General features: G+C 64.8%; 25 protein-coding genes. 12 read left to right on the top strand and 13 right to left on the bottom strand.

The window, feature by feature from the left end; genetic code table 11:
* Positions 1-184 precede the first annotated feature (184 nt).
* The 3 genes from ACZ2HM_RS00335 (at position 185) to ACZ2HM_RS00325 (ending at position 3,425) form a co-directional block, all read left to right on the top strand.
* Positions 185-1,519 carry a methyl-accepting chemotaxis protein gene (locus tag ACZ2HM_RS00335; protein ID WP_470425901.1) on the top strand — a complete coding sequence of 445 codons (1,335 nt, stop codon included), beginning with the start codon at positions 185-187 and terminating at the stop codon, positions 1,517-1,519.
* A gap of 173 nt (positions 1,520-1,692) precedes the next feature.
* Entirely contained in the window at positions 1,693-2,691 is a 999-nt protein-coding gene (locus ACZ2HM_RS00330; protein ID WP_470425900.1) for a 50S ribosomal protein L11 methyltransferase, read from the top strand.
* Between the two features lie 14 nt (positions 2,692-2,705).
* Positions 2,706-3,425 carry a dienelactone hydrolase family protein gene (locus ACZ2HM_RS00325; RefSeq protein WP_470425899.1) on the top strand — a complete coding sequence of 240 codons (720 nt, stop codon included), beginning with the start codon at positions 2,706-2,708 and terminating at the stop codon, positions 3,423-3,425.
* On the opposite strand, the gene ACZ2HM_RS00320 is transcribed toward ACZ2HM_RS00325, so the two are convergent.
* Both ACZ2HM_RS00320 and ACZ2HM_RS00315 read right to left on the bottom strand, forming a co-directional pair.
* Positions 3,426-4,556, bottom strand: coding sequence for a M14 family metallopeptidase (locus tag ACZ2HM_RS00320; protein ID WP_470425898.1), 1,131 nt, complete (start codon positions 4,554-4,556; stop codon positions 3,426-3,428).
* Positions 4,553-5,149, bottom strand: a complete 597-nt coding sequence (locus tag ACZ2HM_RS00315) for a hypothetical protein (RefSeq protein WP_470425897.1) — start codon at positions 5,147-5,149, stop codon at positions 4,553-4,555. Before ACZ2HM_RS00315 ends, ACZ2HM_RS00320 begins: the two co-directional genes overlap by 4 nt.
* A 200-nt stretch (positions 5,150-5,349) precedes the next feature.
* Here ACZ2HM_RS00315 and ykgO point away from each other — a divergent pair, with 200 nt between their 5' ends.
* Positions 5,350-5,475 carry a type B 50S ribosomal protein L36 gene (gene ykgO, locus ACZ2HM_RS00310; RefSeq protein ID WP_003046794.1) on the top strand — a complete coding sequence of 42 codons (126 nt, stop codon included), beginning with the start codon at positions 5,350-5,352 and terminating at the stop codon, positions 5,473-5,475.
* Positions 5,476-5,771: 296 nt separating this feature from the next.
* Here ykgO and pyk read toward each other — a convergent pair whose 3' ends face one another.
* Positions 5,772-7,223, bottom strand: coding sequence for a pyruvate kinase (pyk, locus tag ACZ2HM_RS00305; protein WP_470425896.1), 1,452 nt, complete (start codon positions 7,221-7,223; stop codon positions 5,772-5,774).
* Between the two features lie 106 nt (positions 7,224-7,329).
* Here pyk and ACZ2HM_RS00300 point away from each other — a divergent pair, with 106 nt between their 5' ends.
* From ACZ2HM_RS00300 to ruvC, 5 genes are all read left to right on the top strand, one after another.
* Positions 7,330-7,629: a DUF1244 domain-containing protein gene (locus ACZ2HM_RS00300; RefSeq protein WP_470425895.1), complete on the top strand. Its 300-nt coding sequence runs from the start codon at positions 7,330-7,332 to the stop codon at positions 7,627-7,629.
* Positions 7,630-7,673: 44 nt separating this feature from the next.
* Positions 7,674-7,916: a DUF2312 domain-containing protein gene (locus tag ACZ2HM_RS00295; RefSeq protein ID WP_006956223.1), complete on the top strand. Its 243-nt coding sequence runs from the start codon at positions 7,674-7,676 to the stop codon at positions 7,914-7,916.
* Positions 7,917-8,100: 184 nt separating this feature from the next.
* The gene (locus ACZ2HM_RS00290) at positions 8,101-8,427 is read left to right on the top strand and encodes a heavy metal-binding domain-containing protein (protein WP_171899206.1); all 327 of its coding nucleotides are present in this window, start codon (positions 8,101-8,103) and stop codon (positions 8,425-8,427) included.
* Positions 8,428-8,497: 70 nt separating this feature from the next.
* A complete protein-coding gene (locus ACZ2HM_RS00285; RefSeq protein ID WP_037473419.1) occupies positions 8,498-9,241 on the top strand; it encodes a YebC/PmpR family DNA-binding transcriptional regulator in 744 nt (247 codons plus the stop codon).
* Positions 9,242-9,455: 214 nt separating this feature from the next.
* Entirely contained in the window at positions 9,456-9,947 is a 492-nt protein-coding gene (gene ruvC, locus ACZ2HM_RS00280; protein WP_037473417.1) for a crossover junction endodeoxyribonuclease RuvC, read from the top strand.
* A 31-nt stretch (positions 9,948-9,978) separates the two neighbouring features.
* On the opposite strand, the gene ACZ2HM_RS00275 is transcribed toward ruvC, so the two are convergent.
* From ACZ2HM_RS00275 to ACZ2HM_RS00245, 7 genes are all read right to left on the bottom strand, one after another.
* Positions 9,979-10,257: a DUF2218 domain-containing protein gene (locus ACZ2HM_RS00275; protein WP_470425894.1), complete on the bottom strand. Its 279-nt coding sequence runs from the start codon at positions 10,255-10,257 to the stop codon at positions 9,979-9,981.
* A gap of 1 nt (position 10,258) precedes the next feature.
* Positions 10,259-10,876, bottom strand: a complete 618-nt coding sequence (locus ACZ2HM_RS00270; protein WP_470425893.1) for a PadR family transcriptional regulator — start codon at positions 10,874-10,876, stop codon at positions 10,259-10,261.
* A gap of 100 nt (positions 10,877-10,976) precedes the next feature.
* Positions 10,977-11,654: a class I SAM-dependent methyltransferase gene (locus tag ACZ2HM_RS00265; protein WP_470425892.1), complete on the bottom strand. Its 678-nt coding sequence runs from the start codon at positions 11,652-11,654 to the stop codon at positions 10,977-10,979.
* A gap of 137 nt (positions 11,655-11,791) precedes the next feature.
* On the bottom strand, positions 11,792-12,346 hold the full coding sequence (gene grpE, locus ACZ2HM_RS00260; protein ID WP_069065138.1) for a nucleotide exchange factor GrpE: 555 nt from the start codon (positions 12,344-12,346) through the stop codon (positions 11,792-11,794).
* A complete protein-coding gene (hrcA, locus tag ACZ2HM_RS00255) occupies positions 12,343-13,389 on the bottom strand; it encodes a heat-inducible transcriptional repressor HrcA (RefSeq protein WP_037473405.1) in 1,047 nt (348 codons plus the stop codon). Before hrcA ends, grpE begins: the two co-directional genes overlap by 4 nt.
* A 31-nt stretch (positions 13,390-13,420) precedes the next feature.
* The gene (locus ACZ2HM_RS00250; RefSeq protein ID WP_313924675.1) at positions 13,421-13,612 is read right to left on the bottom strand and encodes a hypothetical protein; all 192 of its coding nucleotides are present in this window, start codon (positions 13,610-13,612) and stop codon (positions 13,421-13,423) included.
* Positions 13,613-13,622: 10 nt separating this feature from the next.
* Entirely contained in the window at positions 13,623-14,129 is a 507-nt protein-coding gene (locus ACZ2HM_RS00245; RefSeq protein ID WP_470425891.1) for a DUF6438 domain-containing protein, read from the bottom strand.
* A gap of 92 nt (positions 14,130-14,221) precedes the next feature.
* Here ACZ2HM_RS00245 and rph point away from each other — a divergent pair, with 92 nt between their 5' ends.
* Positions 14,222-14,938, top strand: coding sequence for a ribonuclease PH (rph, locus tag ACZ2HM_RS00240; RefSeq protein WP_043153938.1), 717 nt, complete (start codon positions 14,222-14,224; stop codon positions 14,936-14,938).
* Between the two features lie 126 nt (positions 14,939-15,064).
* Entirely contained in the window at positions 15,065-15,694 is a 630-nt protein-coding gene (gene rdgB / locus ACZ2HM_RS00235; protein WP_470425890.1) for an RdgB/HAM1 family non-canonical purine NTP pyrophosphatase, read from the top strand.
* A gap of 18 nt (positions 15,695-15,712) precedes the next feature.
* Here rdgB and ACZ2HM_RS00230 read toward each other — a convergent pair whose 3' ends face one another.
* On the bottom strand, positions 15,713-16,480 hold the full coding sequence (locus tag ACZ2HM_RS00230) for a hypothetical protein (RefSeq protein ID WP_470425889.1): 768 nt from the start codon (positions 16,478-16,480) through the stop codon (positions 15,713-15,715).
* A gap of 122 nt (positions 16,481-16,602) precedes the next feature.
* On the opposite strand from ACZ2HM_RS00230, the gene hemW reads away from it, so the two are divergent.
* Complete coding sequence (hemW, locus tag ACZ2HM_RS00225; protein WP_470426886.1) at positions 16,603-17,775, top strand: radical SAM family heme chaperone HemW; 1,173 nt, start codon at positions 16,603-16,605, stop codon at positions 17,773-17,775.
* A 202-nt stretch (positions 17,776-17,977) separates the two neighbouring features.
* Here the strand turns inward: hemW and ACZ2HM_RS00220 are convergent, their stop codons facing one another.
* Both ACZ2HM_RS00220 and ACZ2HM_RS00215 read right to left on the bottom strand, forming a co-directional pair.
* Entirely contained in the window at positions 17,978-18,496 is a 519-nt protein-coding gene (locus ACZ2HM_RS00220; RefSeq protein WP_470425888.1) for a tetratricopeptide repeat protein, read from the bottom strand.
* An 89-nt stretch (positions 18,497-18,585) separates the two neighbouring features.
* Positions 18,586-19,764 carry an RsmB/NOP family class I SAM-dependent RNA methyltransferase gene (locus ACZ2HM_RS00215; RefSeq protein ID WP_470425887.1) on the bottom strand — a complete coding sequence of 393 codons (1,179 nt, stop codon included), beginning with the start codon at positions 19,762-19,764 and terminating at the stop codon, positions 18,586-18,588.
* Positions 19,765-19,907 lie beyond the last annotated feature (143 nt).

Below are 19,907 nucleotides of genomic sequence, written 5' to 3'. Positions count from 1 at the left end.
CCTGCTATATTCCTTGATCCCGTTCCCTTAGGAGCGAACGCACAGGAGGGCAAGCCGCGCCGGGCATGGGTGCCCCAATGTCCGTGCCGGGCTGGACCGCGCTTGATCATAAGAAGTGATTAACCAAAGCGCGCTAGGACAGGCTTAGATTATCGCTCATCCCACCAACAGGGGCCGTCCAGCCATGTCGTCCTTCGTTTCTCCCGCCGAAACCGCCTCCGACTATGTGGCGGGCATTGACCCCGACGGCACGATTGCCCGTAACGCAAAAGAAATCGGCCTGTTGATCGAGCCGGACATCGATCAGGTCGCGGCGGCATTTTTCGACAGCTATATGCGCGAAACCGGGTTGATCGATCGGCTGGCTCAGTCGGTGATCGACAAGATCCGGGCCGAATCGCGTGTCTATGCCGCCCATAAGCTGATGCATTTCCGGGAGGCGCGCTGGACGCGCTCTGCCGCCGACTGCGTGCGCCATGCCCGCAAACATGGCGTGCCGGTGCGCGCCGTGCTGGTTGCGGTCGGCAAGGCCAACGACACGATCATGAATTTGCTGTGGGAACGGTGCCGTGACGATGATGCACGCCTGCGCCGGTTGATGGCCACGATCCTGGAAATCGGCATGTTCGATGCCGGCTTCATGAGCAATGTGCTATCGTCCGATCAGGCCGAAGTTCAGCGCGCCGAACGGCAGCGCTATGGCACCCTGTTCGAACAGCGGATCATGGGCGAACTGGATGGTGCCACGCGGCTGGGCGAATCGCTGCGCGAACAGGCCAAGGATGCGTCCGCCGCCACGCGGGGCATGCTGGGCAAGGCGTCGGAAGTCGCCGCTGCCGCCGAACAGTCTGCGCTCGCGATGCGCGAAGCCGCCCGCACCTCCGCTGGCCTGATCCGCGCGATCGACGATGCCCGCACCGAAGTCGAGGGCGCAGCCGACGTGGCCCAGCGCGCCGCCAAGCAATCGGGTGATGCCGTCACCATGTCCGCCACCCTGTCGGACCATGCCAAGTCGATCGAATCGATCCTGGGCCTCATCCGCGACATTGCCGGGCAAACCAATTTGCTGGCGCTCAACGCCACGATCGAAGCCGCCCGTGCGGGCGACGCCGGGCGCGGCTTTGCTGTGGTGGCGCAGGAAGTCAAAAGCCTGGCCAACCAGACCGCGCGGGCGACCGACGAGATTGCGGGGAAGATCGCCGACATCCAGGCCTCGACCCGCCAGTCGGTGGAAACCAATGAGCGCATCCGCGACACGGTGGGCGAAGTGCAGGCCAGCGCCGAACGCATCCGCCATGCCATGGACGCGCAGGCGCAGACCGTCACCATGATCACCGCCGCCGTCGATGAAACCGCGCTGGCCGCCGATTCCATGTCGACCACCATCTCGGCGATCCGCCAGGACACCGAAGTCGTCGCGTCGGAGATCGACCAGCTCGAACGCGGCTTCGTCAGCGTCGAGGGCAAGCTCGCCAGCCTGCGCCACGCCTCGACCGACTTTGGACGGCAGGTCGCCTGACACTCCATGTTGGTTCGTCAGGATGACGAAAGTCAGCATCCATGCGCGCTCCATTCATGGCAGGCGCATAAATAGAGCCAATGGATCCTGACTTTCGTCAGGATGACGCCGATGCTGAGGCATCGGCTGCCAAACGCTTCCCCTCCCTCCCCTCCTGCTCTAAAGGCGGGAGGATGAACGATGCTACCACCCCAGCGATCCAGAGCTGGAAAGTCACCCTGCCCTGCACCCGCGCCGAGGCCGAGGCGCTGGACGGGGACATTGCCGCCTTTGCGATGATGGACCGGCCGCCCGTGCTGATGACCAGCGAGGCGGAACCCGATGACGAGGATGCCTGGCGGCTCGACGCCTATTTCGAGGGCAAGCCCAGCCCCGCCGCGATCAAATTGTTGCGGTCGATGGTGCCCAGCGCCGCGCGGATCAAGCCGGTCGTCGAAGCGCTGCCCGACGAGGATTGGGTGACGATCAGCCAGCAAGGGCTGGAGCCGGTCACCGCCGGGCGCTTCCATGTCCGCAACCTCGCCAGCGACCCCGAACAGCCCGGCCAAGTCAATCTGCTGATCGCCGCCAGCCGCGCCTTTGGCACTGGCCAGCATGAAACGACGGCGGGTTGCCTTGCCATGCTCGACCGGATGCGGCGCGTGGGCATGCGGTTCGGCAATGTCGCCGATATCGGCACCGGCACTGGGCTGCTCGCCTTTGCCGTGCTGCATCTGTGGCCGCACGCCTATGCCACCGCGTCGGACATCGATCCGGTCGCGGTCGAGATCAGCGCGGAAAATGCGCTGGCCAATGGCATGGCGGTTGGCCGGGGACAGGGGCAGGTCGCGCTCTATGCCGCCGCCGGGGTCGATCATGCCGCGATCATCACCCGCGCGCCCTATGACCTGCTGATCGCCAACATCCTGGCCGGGCCGCTCATCGAACTCGCGCCCTCGCTCTGCGCGATGGTCGAGGAAGGCGGCACCATCCTGCTCGCGGGCCTGCTCAACGAACAGGCCGACGCGGTGCTGGCCGCCTATCGGGCGCAGGGGATGCGGCTGGCCGAACGCGCCGACCGGGGCGACTGGCCGACGTTGCGGCTGCGCAAGCGGCCCGTCATCGGCTGGAAGCGCCCCCGCCGCCTCAACCCCGCCGCACGCGGCGAAGCGCCCGGTTTCGGTAGTATCTAAAAAGGAGCGCCGCCATGACCATCACTCGCCGCATCACCCTGCATGATGGCCCGGACGGCCCGTTCGAAAGCATGGCCGTGGTCGACACCGCCGCCGCCGGGGCACAGCCGGGCATCCTGCTCTTCCCCAATGTGCTGGGCACCAAGGAAGCCGACTTCGCCTATGCGGAAAAGGTCGCGGCGCTGGGCTATGCCGTGCTGGTCGCCGATGTCTATGGTCAGGGCAAGCGCACCACCCGCGCCGACACCAATCCCGCGCTCTATATGAACGCGCTGAATGCCGACCGTGCCGTGCTGCGTGATCGGGTCAATGCGGCGCATGATGTGCTCAAAGGGCTGGCCGAGGTTGATCCTGCCCGCACGGCCGCGATCGGCTTCTGCTTCGGCGGCAAATGCATCCTCGATCTGGCCCGCAGCGGCGCGGACATCGCAGGCGGCGTCAGCTTCCATGGCGTCTATGATGCCCCGCCCTTCCCCAATGCCACGATCAGCACCCGGTTGCTGATCTGCCATGGCTGGGACGATCCCATCGCCCCGCCGGAGTCCATGGTGGCGCTGGCGCAAGAACTGACGGCGGCAGGCTGCGACTGGCAAATCCACGCCTATGGCCGCACCGGCCATGCCTTCACCGACGAAAGCGCCAACATGCCCGAAAAGGGGCTGGCCTACAGCCCGGACGCCGATCGGCGCAGTTTCCGCGCGACGGTCGATTTCCTCGGCGACCTGTTCGGCTGATCAGAGCGCGTCGATCATCTCGGCCAGTACCGCGAGGCAATCCTTGCCCAACTGCATCGAGCGCGCAGGCGACCAGCCGGTTTCGGCATCGGGCAGGTCGTCATTATCCTTGAACGGCATTTCCAGCGTCATTGCCACCGCGCCGAATCGCTCGGCGATCTGATTGGTGGACATGGCGAGGTTCGCGCGGCCTGCACCCGCAACTGGATAGCCCAGGCGCGTCTGGAAATCGGGCGTGCGCGCCGCCAGCGTGTCGCGATAGCGGTGATAGAGCGCCACTTGCCGGTCGGTGATCGAGGGGATACCCTCAAACCCGGCGATGAATACGGCGGGGATGGCTTCGTCGCCATGCACGTCCATCGCAAAGTCCACGCCGGTCGCGTCCATCGCATTACGGACCAGCAGCACTTCGGGGCTGCGTTCCATTGACGGGTCATGCCATTCGCGGTTGAGGTTCACGCCCACCGCATTGGTGCGCAGATGCCCCCGGCGGCTGCCATCGGGGTTCATATTGGGGACGAGGTGGATCGTCGCCTTCTGGCGGAGCAGCCGGGCCACCGCATCCTCTTCATCGGTCAGCCGCTCCAGCGCGCCTTCCATCCACCATTGCGCCATCGATTCGCCGGGATGCTGGCGGGCATAGAGCCACACCTGCTTTGGCCCATCGCCTATGGTCAGTAGGTCGATCGGCTGGCCATCCAGCGTCAGCCCCAATTCGCGATGCGCGACACCGGGCTGGCAGGCGGCAAAGGCGATCAGGTCATGATGCCGCTCCATCGAATAAGGCGCGAAATAGGCGACCCACACGACATTGGCATCGCTCGCCAGCCGGATGGTCAACGTGCCATCGGCATAGCTGGTGTCGGCCTGGGTCCAGATTTCTCGGTCCTCGCTCACCCGCGCCTTATAATCGACCCAGCCATCGGGATAGGCCGACCCGCCACAATTGACGATCGCCAGTTCCACCTCTTGCCCCGCTGCCCCGGCAACCCGGAAGTGGAACCATTGATAGAAGTCGCTCTGATGATCCGTCATGATCTCCAGCTCGGCGCGCGCGCCTGTCGGCGTATCGGTGATGGAAAGGGTGCGAATATTGCCGCTGTCAAAGCCGCTGGAAATGGAGATGGTCATTTGACGGTTATAGTCCGGCCCGATTCGCCCGGATAGCCCCCGATCAACGCGCCAGCGAGCTTTTGTGCGGCGATGCCCGGCTGCGCGGCGGGCGTGCCCTGCTTCGCTTCGGTATAGGCGCGGCCTTCCCAGATGGTCGCCGAATCGGACCGGCGACGCAGCTGCACATGCAATTGCGTGGTCACGATATCCTTGGGCTTGCCCGACAGGTTGATGCCGACGCCCAGGCCCATGCCCGAAAAACCGCCGCTGCCGATGCCGCCGCCCATGCCGACGGTGACGGGGCGATCGTTGCGCGCCTGGCCTGAGGGACGGAAGCTGCGCTGGAAGCTGACCAACGCGACATACTCGCTCGTCGCGCCCGGCGCGACGCTGGTGAAGCCCACCCGCTGCCATTCCTGCGCGACGGCGGCGGCATAGGTGCGGAATTCCAGGCTGATGTCAGGATTGCCGGGCATTTCCTCCACCGCGACCGTGCCCGTCCGGGCGGGATTACCGACATGGAAGCGCGTCACTTCCACGGGCGGCACGGCGGTTGCGCACGCAGCCAGCGGCAGGGCAAGGCAGGCGGCAAGAATCAGGCGCTTCGACATCGATTTCACTCCAACGTGGCTCTCCACCGATAAACGGCGCGACCAGCTATATTCCCTCCAACGCGCAAAGCCATGAAGTTGCTGCATGACCGATGAACAACGGCAAAAGAGCGCCCGCCGCCCTTGACTTTGGCCCGCCCCACCCATAGGGGCAGCGCTTCGATTTTCCATCACAGTCAGATTTACCAAGGGCCGATGCCATGAAGATCCGCAACTCGCTCAAGTCGCTCAAGGACCGCCACCGGGACAACCGCGTGATCCGTCGTCGCGGCCGCACCTACGTCATCAACAAGACCAACCGTCGCTTCAAAGCCCGCCAGGGCTAAGCAGCACGGTCAGGGTGGCGTCGTTTCCGACGCTGTCCTTAGCCATCGGACGAATGAGTCCTTTTAGAGCGCCCGATCGAGCATGATCGGGCGCTCGATGCGTTTGCGGATGGGGTTGGACAGATCCCTCTCCCTTGAGGGAGAGGGCTGCGAAGACTTGGCAGCTTGCTGCCTAGGCGTAGCTGGGTGAGGGTGTAGCGCGCCAACGGCCATGCCGCACACCCTCATCCAACTTCGCCTACCCTCCCTGCGGTCGGCAAGGCTGCGTATCCTTCTCCCTCAAGGGAGAAGGGCGGTCATTCCCGCCCCTTCAATTCATCGCCCTGCACCGCCGCGACATGCAGCACGTTGGTCGATCCCGGCGTGCCGAACGGAACGCCCGCCAGCACCACGATCTTGCCGCCCTTCTCCGCCATGCGATGGCGCAGCGCCATGCGGCGGGCCTTGCCGATCATTTCCTCGAACGTGCCGATATCCTTGGTGCGGATGGCGTACACGCCCCATGTCAGCCCCAGCTTGCGCGCGGTGTCGGTTCGCGGGGTCAGCGCCAGGATCGGCGCGGAGGGCCGCTCGCGCGCGACGCGCCGCACCGTGCTGCCCGATGAAGTGAAGCAGGTGATGACGCTCGCCCCCACCACGGTCACGATATTGCCCGCCGCTTCAGCCAGCGCGTCGGCGGTAGTGGGATCGGGCTTCGTTTCGGTGAAGTGCAGCCGCGCCAGATAGCCCGGATCGCGCTCGACGCTGTTGGCGATGCTGTCCATCATCGCGACCGCTTCGACCGGCCAGTCGCCCGCCGCCGTTTCGGCCGACAACATGATCGCGTCGGCCCCGTCATAGACCGCCGTCGCCACGTCCGACACTTCGGCACGAGTCGGCGATGGCGACTTGATCATCGATTCGAGCATCTGCGTCGCGACCACCACCGGACGGCCCAGTCGCCGCGCGGTCGCCACGATCTGCTTCTGCAGCGGCGGCACCGATTCGGGGGGCAGTTCGACGCCCAGATCGCCGCGCGCGACCATGACGCCATCGGCCATCTCGACGATTTCCTCCAGCCGTTGCACCGCCGATGGCTTTTCGATCTTGGCCATCAGCGAACCGTAGCCACCCATCAACTTGCGCGCTTCGGCCAGATCTTCCGGCCGCTGCACGAAGCTGAGCGCTATCCAGTCGCACCCCTGTTCGATCGCGAAGCTGAGGTCACGCCGGTCCTTCTCGGTCAGCGCGGGCACGGGCACCACCACGTCAGGCACGTTCACGCCCTTGCGGTTGGACAATGTGCCGCCGACCTCTACGATCGTGTCGATACGGTCGTCGCTGATCGCCTGCACCCGCAGCACCATCTTGCCATCGTCGAGCAGCAGCCGGGTGCCCGGCACCAGCGCGGCATAGATTTCGGGATGGGGCAGGTTCACGCGGCGCGCGTCGCCCGGCGTTTCGTCGCGATCGAGGATGAAGGGCGCGCCCTTTTCCAATATCGCCAGGCCCTTTTCGAACGTGCCGACGCGCAGTTTCGGCCCCTGCAGATCGCCCAATATGGTGGTCGGCCGATGAAATTCATTTTCCAGTTCGCGGATGATCGCGATGCGCGCGGCATGATCCTCATGCGCGCCATGGCTCATATTGATGCGAAAGGCGTCGGCACCCGCGATGAACAACGCGCGGATCATCTCCGCACTGTCGCTCGCAGGACCAAGCGTCGCAAGAATACGGACCTTGCGCGAGCGGGGCGGTAACTTCGTCATGTGTTCTCCTGGCCGTCATAGGCGCTCCGCACTTGCCGGAGCGTCGTTATGGGGTATCCGTGCTGCACGACAGGATGATGTAGATCAGCGAAAGGATTTCACGCCGATGAACGACACCATAGTCACAGATGAAGTTGCTGCAACCGCCTTCCGCCGCTTGGTGGCGCATTTGCAGCACCGCACCGACGTGCAGAATATCGACCTGATGGGGCTGGCCGGCTTTTGCCGCAATTGCCTCGCTGACTGGATCGCGGAAGCGGACGGCACGCTGACGCGGGATGAAGCCCGCGAAATCATCCACGGCATACCCTTTGTCCAGTGGAAGGCGCAGCATCAGGGCGAGGCGACCCCGGAACAGATCGCCCGGATGAAAGAGAGTGTGGCGAAGAACGCCGACACTCACTAGGACGCACCCCAACCGATTCACATTTCCTCTGGAGACATCATCCCATGACCGAACCCAACGTCGCCGCCGACCAGCTACGCCTTTTGATCGAGCGCATCGAACGGCTGGAAGAAGAAAAGAAGGGCATCGGCGACGACATCAAGGACGTCTATCTGGAAGCCAAGGCGACCGGTTACGATCCCAAGATCATGCGCCAGATCGTCCGCCTGCGGAAGATGCAGCCGCATGACCGGCAGGAAATGGAAGCCATCCTCCAGACCTATCTGTCCGCGCTGGGCATGGAGTAACGGTTACCCCGTTCGCCCTGGGTAGCTGCTGAGCCCTTCGGCTGCCTGCTTGCAGCAGGCGCTCAGGATAAACTTCACCAAAGGTGAAGTCGAAGCAGAATATCGAAGGGCTGCCGCACACGCTATGCTTCGATACAGGCCTTCGACAGGCTCAGGCCTTACTCAGCACGAACGGGAGAGCGAAATGTCCGAGATCATCGTCAGCACCACCAGCCGCCTGGAAGGGCGACCGGCCAAGGAATATCTGGGCATCGTCACCGGCGAGGTGATCGTGGGGGCCAATCTGTTCCGCGACCTGTTCGCCAGCGTGCGCGACATCGTCGGTGGCCGGTCGGGCGCTTATGAGGATGTGCTGCAACGCGCGCGCGAACAGGCGATCGGCGAGATGCGGATGCGCGCGGCGACGCTGGGCGCGAACGCGGTAGTCGGCGTCGATCTCGACTATGAAGTGCTGGGTGCCAACGGGTCGATGCTGATGGTGTCCGCCTCTGGCACGGCAATCCTAGTGTAACATTGCGCATGGGCGCGCCGCTCGCTAGAGAGCGCGCTCGTGTTTCACCAGAAAATGTCAGGAGAAGGCCGTGGCCGGCCATTCCAAATTCAAGAACATCATGCATCGCAAGGGCGCGCAGGACAAGAAGCGCTCCTCGATGTTCTCCAAGCTCAGCCGCGAAATCACCGTCGCGGCGAAGATGGGCATGCCCGATGTGGACATGAACCCGCGCCTGCGCCTGGCGGTCAATGCCGCCAAGGCCCAGTCCATGCCCAAGGACAATATCCAGCGCGCGATCGACAAGGCGATCGGCGGCGACACCGACAATTATGAAGAAGTGCGCTATGAGGGCTATGGCCCCGGCGGCGTCGCCATCATCGTCGAGGCGCTGACCGACAACCGCAATCGCACCGCGACCAATGTCCGCACCGCTTTCTCGAAGAATGGCGGCAATCTGGGCGCGTCGGGCGCGGTCAGCCATGGCTTCGACCGGGTCGGCCTGATCACCTATCCCGCCAGCGCGGGCGATGCCGAGACGATTTTCGAAGCGGCGCTCGAAGCCGGCGCGGAGGATGTTTCGTCCAACGAGGACGAGCATGAAATCTGGACCGCGATGGACGCGCTCCATGAAGTGTCCAAGGCGCTGGAGGCCAAGCTCGGTGAAGCGGAAGGCGCGAAACTCGCCTGGCGGCCGCAGACCACCACCGAAGTCGATGAAGCCAATGCCGCGACCTTGCTCAAGCTGGTCGACACGCTGGAAGATGATGACGACGTCCAGACCGTATGGGGCAATTATGAAGTGTCCGACGCGGTGATGGAGAAATTGGGTTGATTGAATAAGCTACGCCCCTGCGACGGGGCGTTGCGAAATATTGGCAACCCCATAGTTCATCGTCATTCCCGCGAAGGCGGGAAACCATCTCCCCTCTGATCGGCTTGATCTTAGGTTCGGAGATGGATCCCCGCCTGCGCGGGGATGACGGAAATTTGGGAATGGGGCGAGTTCGCGACATTCTCCTCAACGATGAGGGGCTGGATTTGCCGTCATGATTCTCCTCGGCCTCGACCCCGGATTGGGCACTACCGGCTGGGGTCTGATCGCCGCGGACGGCAACCGGCTCACCCACCTCGCCAATGGCCAAATCAAAACGGACAGCGCGATGCCCTTGGCAACGCGCCTGCTGGCGATCGACCTTGCGCTCACCGACCTGATCCTCGAACATCGGCCCGATGGCGCGGCGGTCGAAGAGGTGTTCGTCAACGTCAATCCGCAGTCCACGCTCAAACTGGGGCAAGCGCGCGGCGTCATCCTGCTCGGCGCGGCGCGGTCGGGTATGGAAGTGGGCGAATATGCCGCCCGGCTCGTCAAAAAATCGGTGGTTGGGGTCGGCAACGCATCGAAGGATCAGGTCCATGCGATGGTGTCACGGCTGTTGCCCGGCGTGAAGATCGCCGGACCCGATGCAGCCGACGCGCTCGCCGTCGCGATCACCCACGCCCATCACCTCGCCAGCGCGCGGCGTATCCCGACCAAGTGACAGGGGCGGCCAGAACCGCCCCCTGCCCGCCCTACCGCCAGTCGAACATCAGTGGTGCCTCGCGAAAGGCGAAGCGGTCGAGATGATCGGCGACCACCTGCTTGAAGCGCTCGACATCGGCGTCGGCCTTGGGCTCGATCGTCACCACCAGCGCCTCCGGCTCGGCCTTCATGCGGATCGGTCCCATCGGGAAGGGGATGACGCCCTGCTCGGCGTCGAACGTCACGTCGAACTTGTGGCTCCAATGTTTGCAGAGCTGTTGCAGGTAGCGGCTGGCATTGGGAGTCGGAACTTTTGCTGTCAGGGTCATGTCAGAGCCTTTCGATCTTGGTGGCGGCTTCGTCGATCAGGGACGCGACATCGAACATGGTTTGCTTGTCCGCCCCTTCCTTCTCCAGCCGTTGGTGGATGGCCATGCGCAGATTATGCAGCGCCCGACGGACCGGCGCGCCATCGGTGCGTTCGGCCTTTTGCGCCAGCGATGCGATCCGCTCCATGACCAGCGTCAGGGCGTCGCCATTGTCGGCGAGATAAGCGGTGCCTTCGTCGGTAATGGCGAACAGCTTGCGGCTGCCCTGCCCCGGCTGTTCGGCGATCAGGTCCATGTCGGCCAGCAGCGTCAGCGTGGGGTAGACGACGCCGGGGCTGGGCGCATAGACCTCGCCCGACAGGCTCTGAATCTCGCGGATCAGGTCATAGCCGTGGCGCGGCGTATCGGCGATCAGCTTGAGCAGGATCAGCTTGAGCGCGTCATTGTCGAAAAGCCGCCGACGACCGCCGCCCCGTCCGCCGCCGCCGGGCGCGCCATCGCCAAAGGGACCGCCGCGGCCCCGGCCGAAGCCGCGCCCTTCTGCGCCATCCGGGCTGAGAAAGCGGCCATGGCCGTGGTGAGGGCGACCATGGCCGCGCTGTGTGTGGTGGAAGTGCATTATGTGTCTTTCAGTCTGCTTCATGATGCACTGAGATATATCTTAAAAATCGCGACCGTCAAGAGTTGTGATATATCTTATTTGCATCTCGTAACTTTTTTCAGGGTGTCAGGACATAAAAGCGCCGCGCGCCATAGACGGATCGGAAGATCGGATCGATCACCGTCATCGCGCTATAACCCGTCCGCTCGAACAGCCTGATCATCGAATCTTCGCTGTGCCAGACGGAGGTGGGGTTACCGATCGACGCCATCGGATTATCGCCTTCGGGGAAATCCACCCCCTGATAATCGTCCCGTTCGATCAGCCGATGCCAGTCCTGCGGCGTATCCGCCACCATCTCCGGCACATGGACCTGCGTTTCGACGATCACCGGCGCGCCATAGCAACAGCGCCGGAGCAGGCTTTCCTGATCGCCCAGTTCCAGATGATAGAGCAGGCCCAGCATCGCCACCACGCTATGCCCGCGCGGATCATAGTCGCGCATATCGGCCTGCACGAAGCGGATAGATCCTAGATCGTCGGGCAGGCGCTCGGTCCGGCCATCGACCGCCGTAACCGCATAGCCCAATTTCGTCGCCCAGACGCTGAACTTGCAATGGCCAGCGCCCAGATCGACCAGGGTCCGCTCTTCCGGCGCGACGACATGTTTGAGGATATGGACGAAGGTTGCGATCCGGTGGATGGCGATCTCGTCGCTCGGCACGGGAATGGTCAGCCGATCGACCCGGATCGCCCTGCCATCGGTCGCCCCGGCACCCTGCCCGTCCCCGCTCATGCCATGCTCCTCCCGCATCTCGCCGTCCCGACCGATGCTGCCAGTCCAGCGCCCGAACGGGAAGAGCCGTCATAGAAAAAGCCCGTCCGACGCGGGTCGAACGGGCTTTTTCAGGCAGCAGTCTCAGAAAGCCGTGTTTAGTCGGGCGCCTTCGCCACGCTGACCAGCGCCGGGCGCAGCAGCCGGTCCTTGATCATATAGCCCGCCTGCATTTCGATCAGGATCGTGCCCGGCGCAGCATCGGCGGACGGGGTTTCCATCATCGCCTGATGCTTGTTGGGGTCGAGCGGCTGGCCCACCGACTCGATCTTGCTGATGCCGTTGCGGCCGAACACCGCTTCCAGTTCGCGGCCAGTGGCTTCCAGGCCCGCGACCAACCCCTTGAACTTGTCGTCTTCACGCAATTCCACAGGGATTGCCGCCAACGCACGCGAGAGATTGTCGGCCACCGACAGGATATCACGGGCGAAAGCGGTCGACGCATAAGCGCGCGTATCCGCCAATTCCTTTTCCAGCCGCCGCCGCACATTTTGCGTATCGGCATGGGCGTAGAGAATATCCTGCTTGGCAGTGGCGAGTTCCGCTTCCAGCGCGGCGATGCGCTCCCCCTGGTCATCGGCCACGGGTGCATCCTCCTCCGGCAATTGATCCACGACTTCGGTATTTTCGACGTTCAAATTGTCTTCGCTCATCTCATCAATCTCGACAGCGTTTGTGCAGTGAAATCCACCATGGGGATCACGCGGGCATAGTTCAAGCGCGTGGGGCCGATCACGCCGACCACGCCGACCACCCGGCCGTCCGCGCCACGATAGGGCGCGGCTATGACCGAAGAACCCGACAGGGAAAAGAGCTTGTTTTCCGATCCGATGAAGATTTTGGTCGCGCTGCCCGCCAGCGCGCTCTCCAGCAGGCGCGAAATTTCCTGCTTGCCCTCCAGTTGCTCCAGCAATTGCCGCACCCGTTCGAGGTCGGCGGCCGTGCCATCATCGATCAGATGCGCCTGACCGCGCACGATCAGCACCGGCCGGTCATCGGCATCATGCGACCAGATGGCGATGCCGCGCTCCACCAACTCGCGCGCCGCGCCGTCGAGCGCGCTGCGTTCGCTCTCCAACTCGCGCGCCAGCATGTCGCCCGCCTGCCGCAACGTCATGCCGGCAAAGCGCGCCGACATGAAATTGGCCGCTTCGTTGAGCATCGATGGAGTGACGGCGGGCGGCAGGTCCAGCACCCGATTTTCGACCGACCCGTCCTGCCCAACCAGCACGGCCAGCGCCTGCCGATCGTTCAAGGGCACGAAACCGAACTGGCGCAACACCGGCTCGCGCCGCGGCACCATGACGATGCCAGCACAAGCCGACAGGCCCGACAAAGCCGCCGTCGCCGCCGACAGAGCTTCCTCGATCGGCCCGCTTTCGGCGAGGCCCGCTTCGATCGCGCGCCGCTCCTCCGCCGATGGCTCGGCCGCCTGCATCATCCCATCGACGAACAGCCGCAGCCCCGTTTCGGTCGGCATCCGCCCGGCCGACGCATGGGGCGCGGCGAGCAGGCCCAATTCCTCCAGATCCTGCATCACATTGCGGATCGACGCGGGCGACAGGTTGAGCGTCGCCAACTTGCTGATGGTGCGCGACCCGACCGGCAGGCCAGTGCCCAGATAGCCCTCCACCACCAGGCGAAAAACGTCCCGCGCGCGATCGTTCAGTTCGGATATGGGCGTCGTCAGCGTCATTGCGCGAATGTAGGATGGATTGCGGGCAGGCTCAACATTTGCGCCGCGCCAAGAGGATCAGCACGACGCCAAACGCAGCGAGCAACGCGCCACGCCACATCCATGGCCTCTGATCGAGCATGAAACTGGATTGCGGCCAGTGGATAAGACCGGCCCCCTGCCCGACCCACAGCAGCCCCATCACCACGAGAAGGACACCCACAATCTGCAAAAGAACGCGCATTATACACTCCTTACCGGGCGGGCTTGGGTTTGATCATGCGCTCGACGTCCAGCATTTTGGGGATCGCCGCGATCGTGGTGCGCAATTTGCCATAGCGGGCATCCATGCAGCCCGACTGGAACTCCAGCCGGGTCGGCTTGCCGTCCTTGCGACTCCATTCGATCTTGTAACCGGGCATATCGGTCGCAAAGCGGGTGCAATTTTCGCCATGGGCGATCCGCTTGTCCGTCCCCGTCTGCGGGCGGTAGGGCGCAAGCGACGCGCGCAACCGGCGATATTGCGCCGGGCTGACGGTGAAGCGGGTCGGCCCCGGTACGGCGGTAAACTTCTCCGGCTCCAATATGCCCGACCCATCCGGCGTCACCCGCAGGCTGTAGGACGGACAGGCCCCAAAACAGCGCCCGGCGGTGAAGCGGATCGTCTCGCCCGCCGCCTTGGGCGTCTCCAGTTCGTTATCCGCGGCAGCACAGCCCACCAGCAGCAGCGCACTCGCCGCCATCATCATTCGCATCGTCATAGCCTCTCATACCCACTTATTGTCGTCATGACACTGGCAACACACGCCGCCGGGCGCTAAGCGCCGTCACCATATCGTTTTGGAGAAATATTATGCGTCCTTCCGGCCGCGCGCCCGACCAGATGCGCGACATCACCATGGAGCCAGGCTTCACCATCCATGCCGAGGGTAGCTGCCTGATCAGCTTCGGCGATACCCGCGTGCTCTGCACCGCGTCGGTCGAAGAGAAGGTGCCGCCCTTCCTGCGCGGCAAGGGGTCGGGCTGGGTCACCGCCGAATATGGCATGCTGCCCCGCGCCACGCACACGCGCGGCAGCCGCGAAGCCGCCAAGGGCAAGCAGTCGGGCCGCACTCAGGAAATTCAGCGCCTCATCGGTCGTTCGCTGCGGACGGTCGTGGACATGAAGAAGCTCGGCGAACGCCAGATCGTGATCGATTGCGACGTGATCCAGGCTGATGGCGGCACCCGCACGGCGGCGATCTCCGGCTCCTGGGTCGCGCTGCGCATCGCCGTGGACAAGCTGATGGCGTCGGGCGCGCTCAAGGAAGACCCGATCATCCAGAAGGTCGCGGCGATCAGCTGCGGCATCTATGAAGGCACCCCCGTCCTCGACCTCGATTATGCCGAGGACAGCAATGCCGAAACCGACGCGAACCTGATCCTGACCGGCGACGGTAAATTCGCCGAAGTCCAGGCGACGGCCGAGGGCGCCGCCTATGACGAGGAAGAACTGCTCCGCCTCCTGCGCCTCGCGCGCATCGGCTGCGCCAAGATCTTCGCCGCGCAGGATGTCGCCACGGGGCGGTAACACTGCCTCCTCTCCCCGTTCGGGCTGCGCCTGTCGAAGCCCCGTCTTTTCTTCTTGAAAAGGAAGGGCGGCCCTTCGACAAGCTCAGGGCGAACGGGATTTTGGTTCAGCACGAGGAATCGGATCATGACCGACCAATTCGGACAGGAACAGGCGATCCGCAAGCTCGCCCCCGGCAAGCTGGTGATCGCCAGCCATAATGCGGGCAAGGTGCGCGAGATCGCCGCCTTGCTTGGCCCCTATGGGATCGAACCGATCTCGGCCGCCACGCTCGACCTGCCCGAACCGGAGGAAACCGGCACCACCTTCATCGCCAATGCCGAACTCAAGGCGATGCAGGCCGCCGACCTTTCCGGCCTGCCCGCGCTCGCCGACGATAGCGGCTTGTGCGTCGAGGCGCTGGGCGGCGATCCGGGTCTCTTCTCCGCGCGCTGGGCGGGCGAATCCAAGGACTTCGCGCTCGCCATGCAGAAAGTGTGGGACGGGATCGAGGCCAAAGGCCCAGATGCGGGCCATGACGCCCATTTCATCTGCGCCCTCGCCCTCGCCTGGCCCGACGGCCATATCCAGGCGTTCGAGGGTCGGGTCGACGGCACGCTCGTCTGGCCCCCGCGCGGGGACAAGGGCTTTGGCTATGACGCGATGTTCGTGCCGCTCGGCCATGACATCAGCTTCGGCGAGATGGACCCCGACGTGAAACACGCCATGAGCCATCGCGCCGACGCCTTCGCCCAACTGGTCGCGGCGACATTCTGATTCTGTATCATGTCCACGTCAGCGCGCGGGCACGGCCTTCAGCGTCGCCTGACCAATATGCCAGCGCAATTGGCCGGGCGATGCCCCGTCCACATCATTGACCCGCCGCAGGACATAATCGCCAGCAAATCGTTGGACAGTGCCGTTCTGCAACTGCGAATCCACCGTCACCGGCACCGTCTGATAGATCGACCCAGCGCCAGCGCTACCCGGCTCCACCTTGCCGATCGTCACGCGCGTCGACCGGGTATTGGCAAAGCCCGCCTGATAGGCCTGCAATGTCTGGTTCGGCGGGCCGTCATCCCCCCATTGCGCCCAGGCCGTGCCATAATCCCTGGCGTTGATCGCGGCATAATAGCGCTGCACGACGGCGATCGCCGCCGCCATGCTCTTGGGCGCAGGGTCGCATCCCGGCATCGGGTCGCCTTTCCCGCCGAACAGGGCGCAACTGCGCGCAATCTCATCCTCGATCAGCGCGCAGCTATTGGCCGCATTGCAGGGCGGATGCGTCGCGGGCGACACATTACGGCACAGCTTGACGCGCTCGGCGGCAGCCGCCGATCCGATGTCCGCCGCGCAGGACAGGGGCTGGGGCGCCGCTGCCGCCGTGGCGACATTAACCGGGGCAGCGGTTTGCGGCGCCGCGTCCACGTCGGGGCTCGCAACCAAAGGCGCTGCTGCATCATTGCGGCTTTCTGCGACATCGGGTTGCTTGGGCGCACCACAGGCGGCCAAGCCGATCAGCGCACAAACGGAAGTCGCCCAAGCCAGCTTAGGGTAGCGCATACTGTCGTCTCCTGCAGCGGTACTGATCCCGCTCAATGCGCCGTCCCGCTAAAAATATCCATGCGCGCGTCGGTGCCCTGCCTGTAGCCCCGCCCGCCAAAAGGCTCTACGACGCCATCCCAATGTCCTCCATTCCCTCCGCCGCCCTCGCCGCCCCCGACCCGCAAGCGCTCTATATCCATTGGCCCTTCTGCGTGTCGAAATGCCCCTATTGCGACTTCAACAGCCATGTGCGCGACGGCGTGGACATCGACGCTTGGCGCAGCGCGTTGCTCGCCGACATGGCCTATGAGGCGTCGCTGACCACTGGACGCCCGCTCTCGTCGATCTTCTTTGGCGGCGGCACGCCGTCGCTGATGCCGCCCGCTCTGGTCGAGACGCTCATCGCCGCCGCGCAGGGCCATTGGGGCTTCACCCCCGATATCGAGATCACGCTGGAGGCCAATCCCAATTCGGTCGAGGCCGCGCGCTTTGCCGATCTGGCCTCCGCCGGGATCAATCGCGTCTCGCTCGGCCTGCAGGCGCTGGAGGATGAGGCGCTGCACTTCCTCGGCCGTGCGCATGACGTCGCCGAAGGGCTGGCCGCGCTCGCCACCGCGCAATCGGTGTTCGATCGGGTCAGTTTCGACCTCATCTACGCCCGCCCCGGCCAGAGCGAGGCCGCCTGGCAGGCCGAACTCGCCCGCGCGCTGGCCTTCAGCACCGGGCACTTGTCGCTCTATCAGCTGACTATCGAGCCGGGCACCCGCTTCGCCACGCTGGTCGCGCAGGGCAAGCTGACCCCCGCCGATCCCGATCATGGCGCGACGCTCTATGAATTGACGCAGGCGATGACCGCGGCGGCGGGCATCCCCGCTTATGAGATCAGCAACCACGCCCGCGCCGGGCAACAGAGCCGCCACAATCTCGTCTATTGGCGCTATGGCGATTATATCGGCATCGGCCCCGGCGCGCATGGACGGCGCGGCGGCATGGCGACGCAACGCCACCGCAAGCCCGAAAACTGGATCGGCGCGGTCGCCCGCAACGGCCATGGCAGCCAGAGCGAGGACGGGCTGGGGGGCGAAGACCGCGCGCGTGAAGCGCTGTTGATGGGCCTGCGCCTGCATGAAGGCGTGGACCTTGCCCGCATCGCGGCGCAGTCGGGCTTAGCTTTATCGCGGCTGGTGGACGAACGCGCCATCGCGCAACTGACGGAGATCGACCTTCTCCGCCACCACGGCACCCACTTACACGTCACCCCCGCAGGGCTACTCCTGCTCGATGCGATCCTACCGCAAGTGGTGGCGATTTAACCGGGTAATATTCCCATACCGTTCGTCCTGAGTAGCCATTGAGCGAAGTCGAAATGGCGTATCGAAGGATTGGGCTAGGCGCAGATGCTTCGATACGCGCCTTCGACAAGCTCAGTCGCTACTCAGCACGAACGGTTGAGATCAAATCCACCTCGCGCCGAAATCAACGATATTGGCTTTCTCGAAACGAACGGGAGCCCCCTTACGGCTGCTCGGTCGGCGCAACCTTGGGCGCGGGCACCACGTCCTTGCTCGTCATCGCTACCGCAGGCGGGCCTTTCTGGATCGCGGCGGCGAGCTTGTCGACGGGCGCGCACACGCCCTTGCACAGCCCCTGCGCCTGCGTCAGCACCTCCTTGGCCCGCGCCACAGCCCCCTTCTCCACCATCGCCTCGCCCTGTCCCGCCAGCGCGACCACATCGGTGGGATCGAGCAGCAAGGCTTCGCGATACAGGCGGATCGCCTTCCCCTGCAAACCCTGCGCCCGCGCGACGGCGGCGAGTTCGACATAGGCGGCGCGGTTGCGCGGATCGATCGCCAGCGCGCTTTCCAGCGCGTCGGTCGCGCCCTGCATATTGCCCGCCTGGCGCGCGGTCTCGCCCGCTTTCTGCCATTCGACCGACGCCGGGCTGATCTGGCTGTCCGGGCGCTGGCTCAGGCCCATGCTCGACACTGTGGTCAGGACAAGCGCGAGGGCGATCGAGGCGGGGGTAAAACGCATGAGTATCTCCAGCCATGTTTCAGGCGCTGATTCAGGCACAGATTTTGGCCAAGTCTCGCGATTTTGCGGGCGCTTGTCCATGGGCTGTTTTACGCGGCCGTCCGCCGCAGCCGGGCGAAGAAAAAGCCGTCCGTGCCGTCATGCCCCGGCGTCAGCAACCAGCCCGCGCCATGTGCCCGGCCCAGCGGCAAGTCTATCACTTCGGGCGTCCACCCGGCATGTCGGCGCAGGAAGGCGTCCACCTGGGCTTTCCCCTCACGATCGGTCAATGCGCAAGTGGCATAGACCAGCGCCCCGCCCGGTGCCAGCAAGGGCGCGGCGAAATCGAGGATGCGGGCCTGTTCCGCGACCAGCCGATCGAGCCGCGCCGCCGTCAACCGCCAGCGCGCTTCGGGATTGCGCCGCCAGGTGCCTGTGCCCGAACAGGGCGCATCGACCAGCACGACATCGGCCTGCCAGTTCAGGCTGGCGAGGCCCCGCGCCTCATGGCTCTGGTCCAGCAGCAATGTCTCGATGAAGGTCGCCCCGGCCCGCTGCGCGCGTGGCCCCAGCCTTGCCAGCCGCGAGCGGATCGTGTCGGCGGCGATCAGCGTCCCCTGCCCCGCCATCGCCGCGGCCAGCGCCAGCGTCTTGCCCCCCGCCCCGGCGCACATGTCCACCACGGTCATGCCGGGCTGCGCGCCGCACGCCAGCGCGATCGCCTGGCTGCCTGCATCCTGCACCTCAACCAGGCCATCCTTCCACGCCGCATCCTTTTCGACCGGATAGCCTTCGGGCAGGCGCAACGCATCGGGCAGTGCCGCGATCGGCGCAGCGTCGGGGAACAAGGGCGCGACCGCCTGCGGCGTGGCCTTCAACCGATTGACCCGCAGGTCCACCGGCGCGCGGCCCAGCAACGCGTCCTGCTCGACCGGCGCAGCGATGAGCGGCACCAGCCAGCCCGGCACGCTGCCTGCCGCAGCACCGACCTCGCCCGGCTCGATCGGCAGCGGCGCATGGGTCGATCCGTCGAACAAAGCGGCCAGCTCCGGCTGCTCTTCCGCCAGCCCGATCATCGCCTCCCGGCCCGTCTCCGGCCGCTCGCCCGCGCGGCGGATCGCGTCATAGACATGATCGCGCACCGCCCGCCGATCGCGCGACCCGGCATAGCGCCGCTCCTTGAAATAGCGCGCGATCAACGTATCCGCCGCCGGCCCACCATCCCGCGCCGACGCAATGATAGCGTCGAGCAAATCGATCGCAGCCTGGATGCGAGCAGAGGGGGTCATATCCTCCCCGGCACGGGGAGGGGGACCGCGACGCGCAGCGGCGTGGTGGAGGGGGAGGGAGGCAAACTCAACATCAATCAGAAGAACTGCATTGGAAGGCGTTAACAGTCATAAAAGATCCGGCGTGCCGTGTGGCTGGCCCC

This window comes from Sphingobium sp. KKT206, from assembly GCF_055640555.1.
Note: the sequence above shows the minus strand (reverse complement) of the source record. Positions and strands in the feature narration are given on the sequence as shown.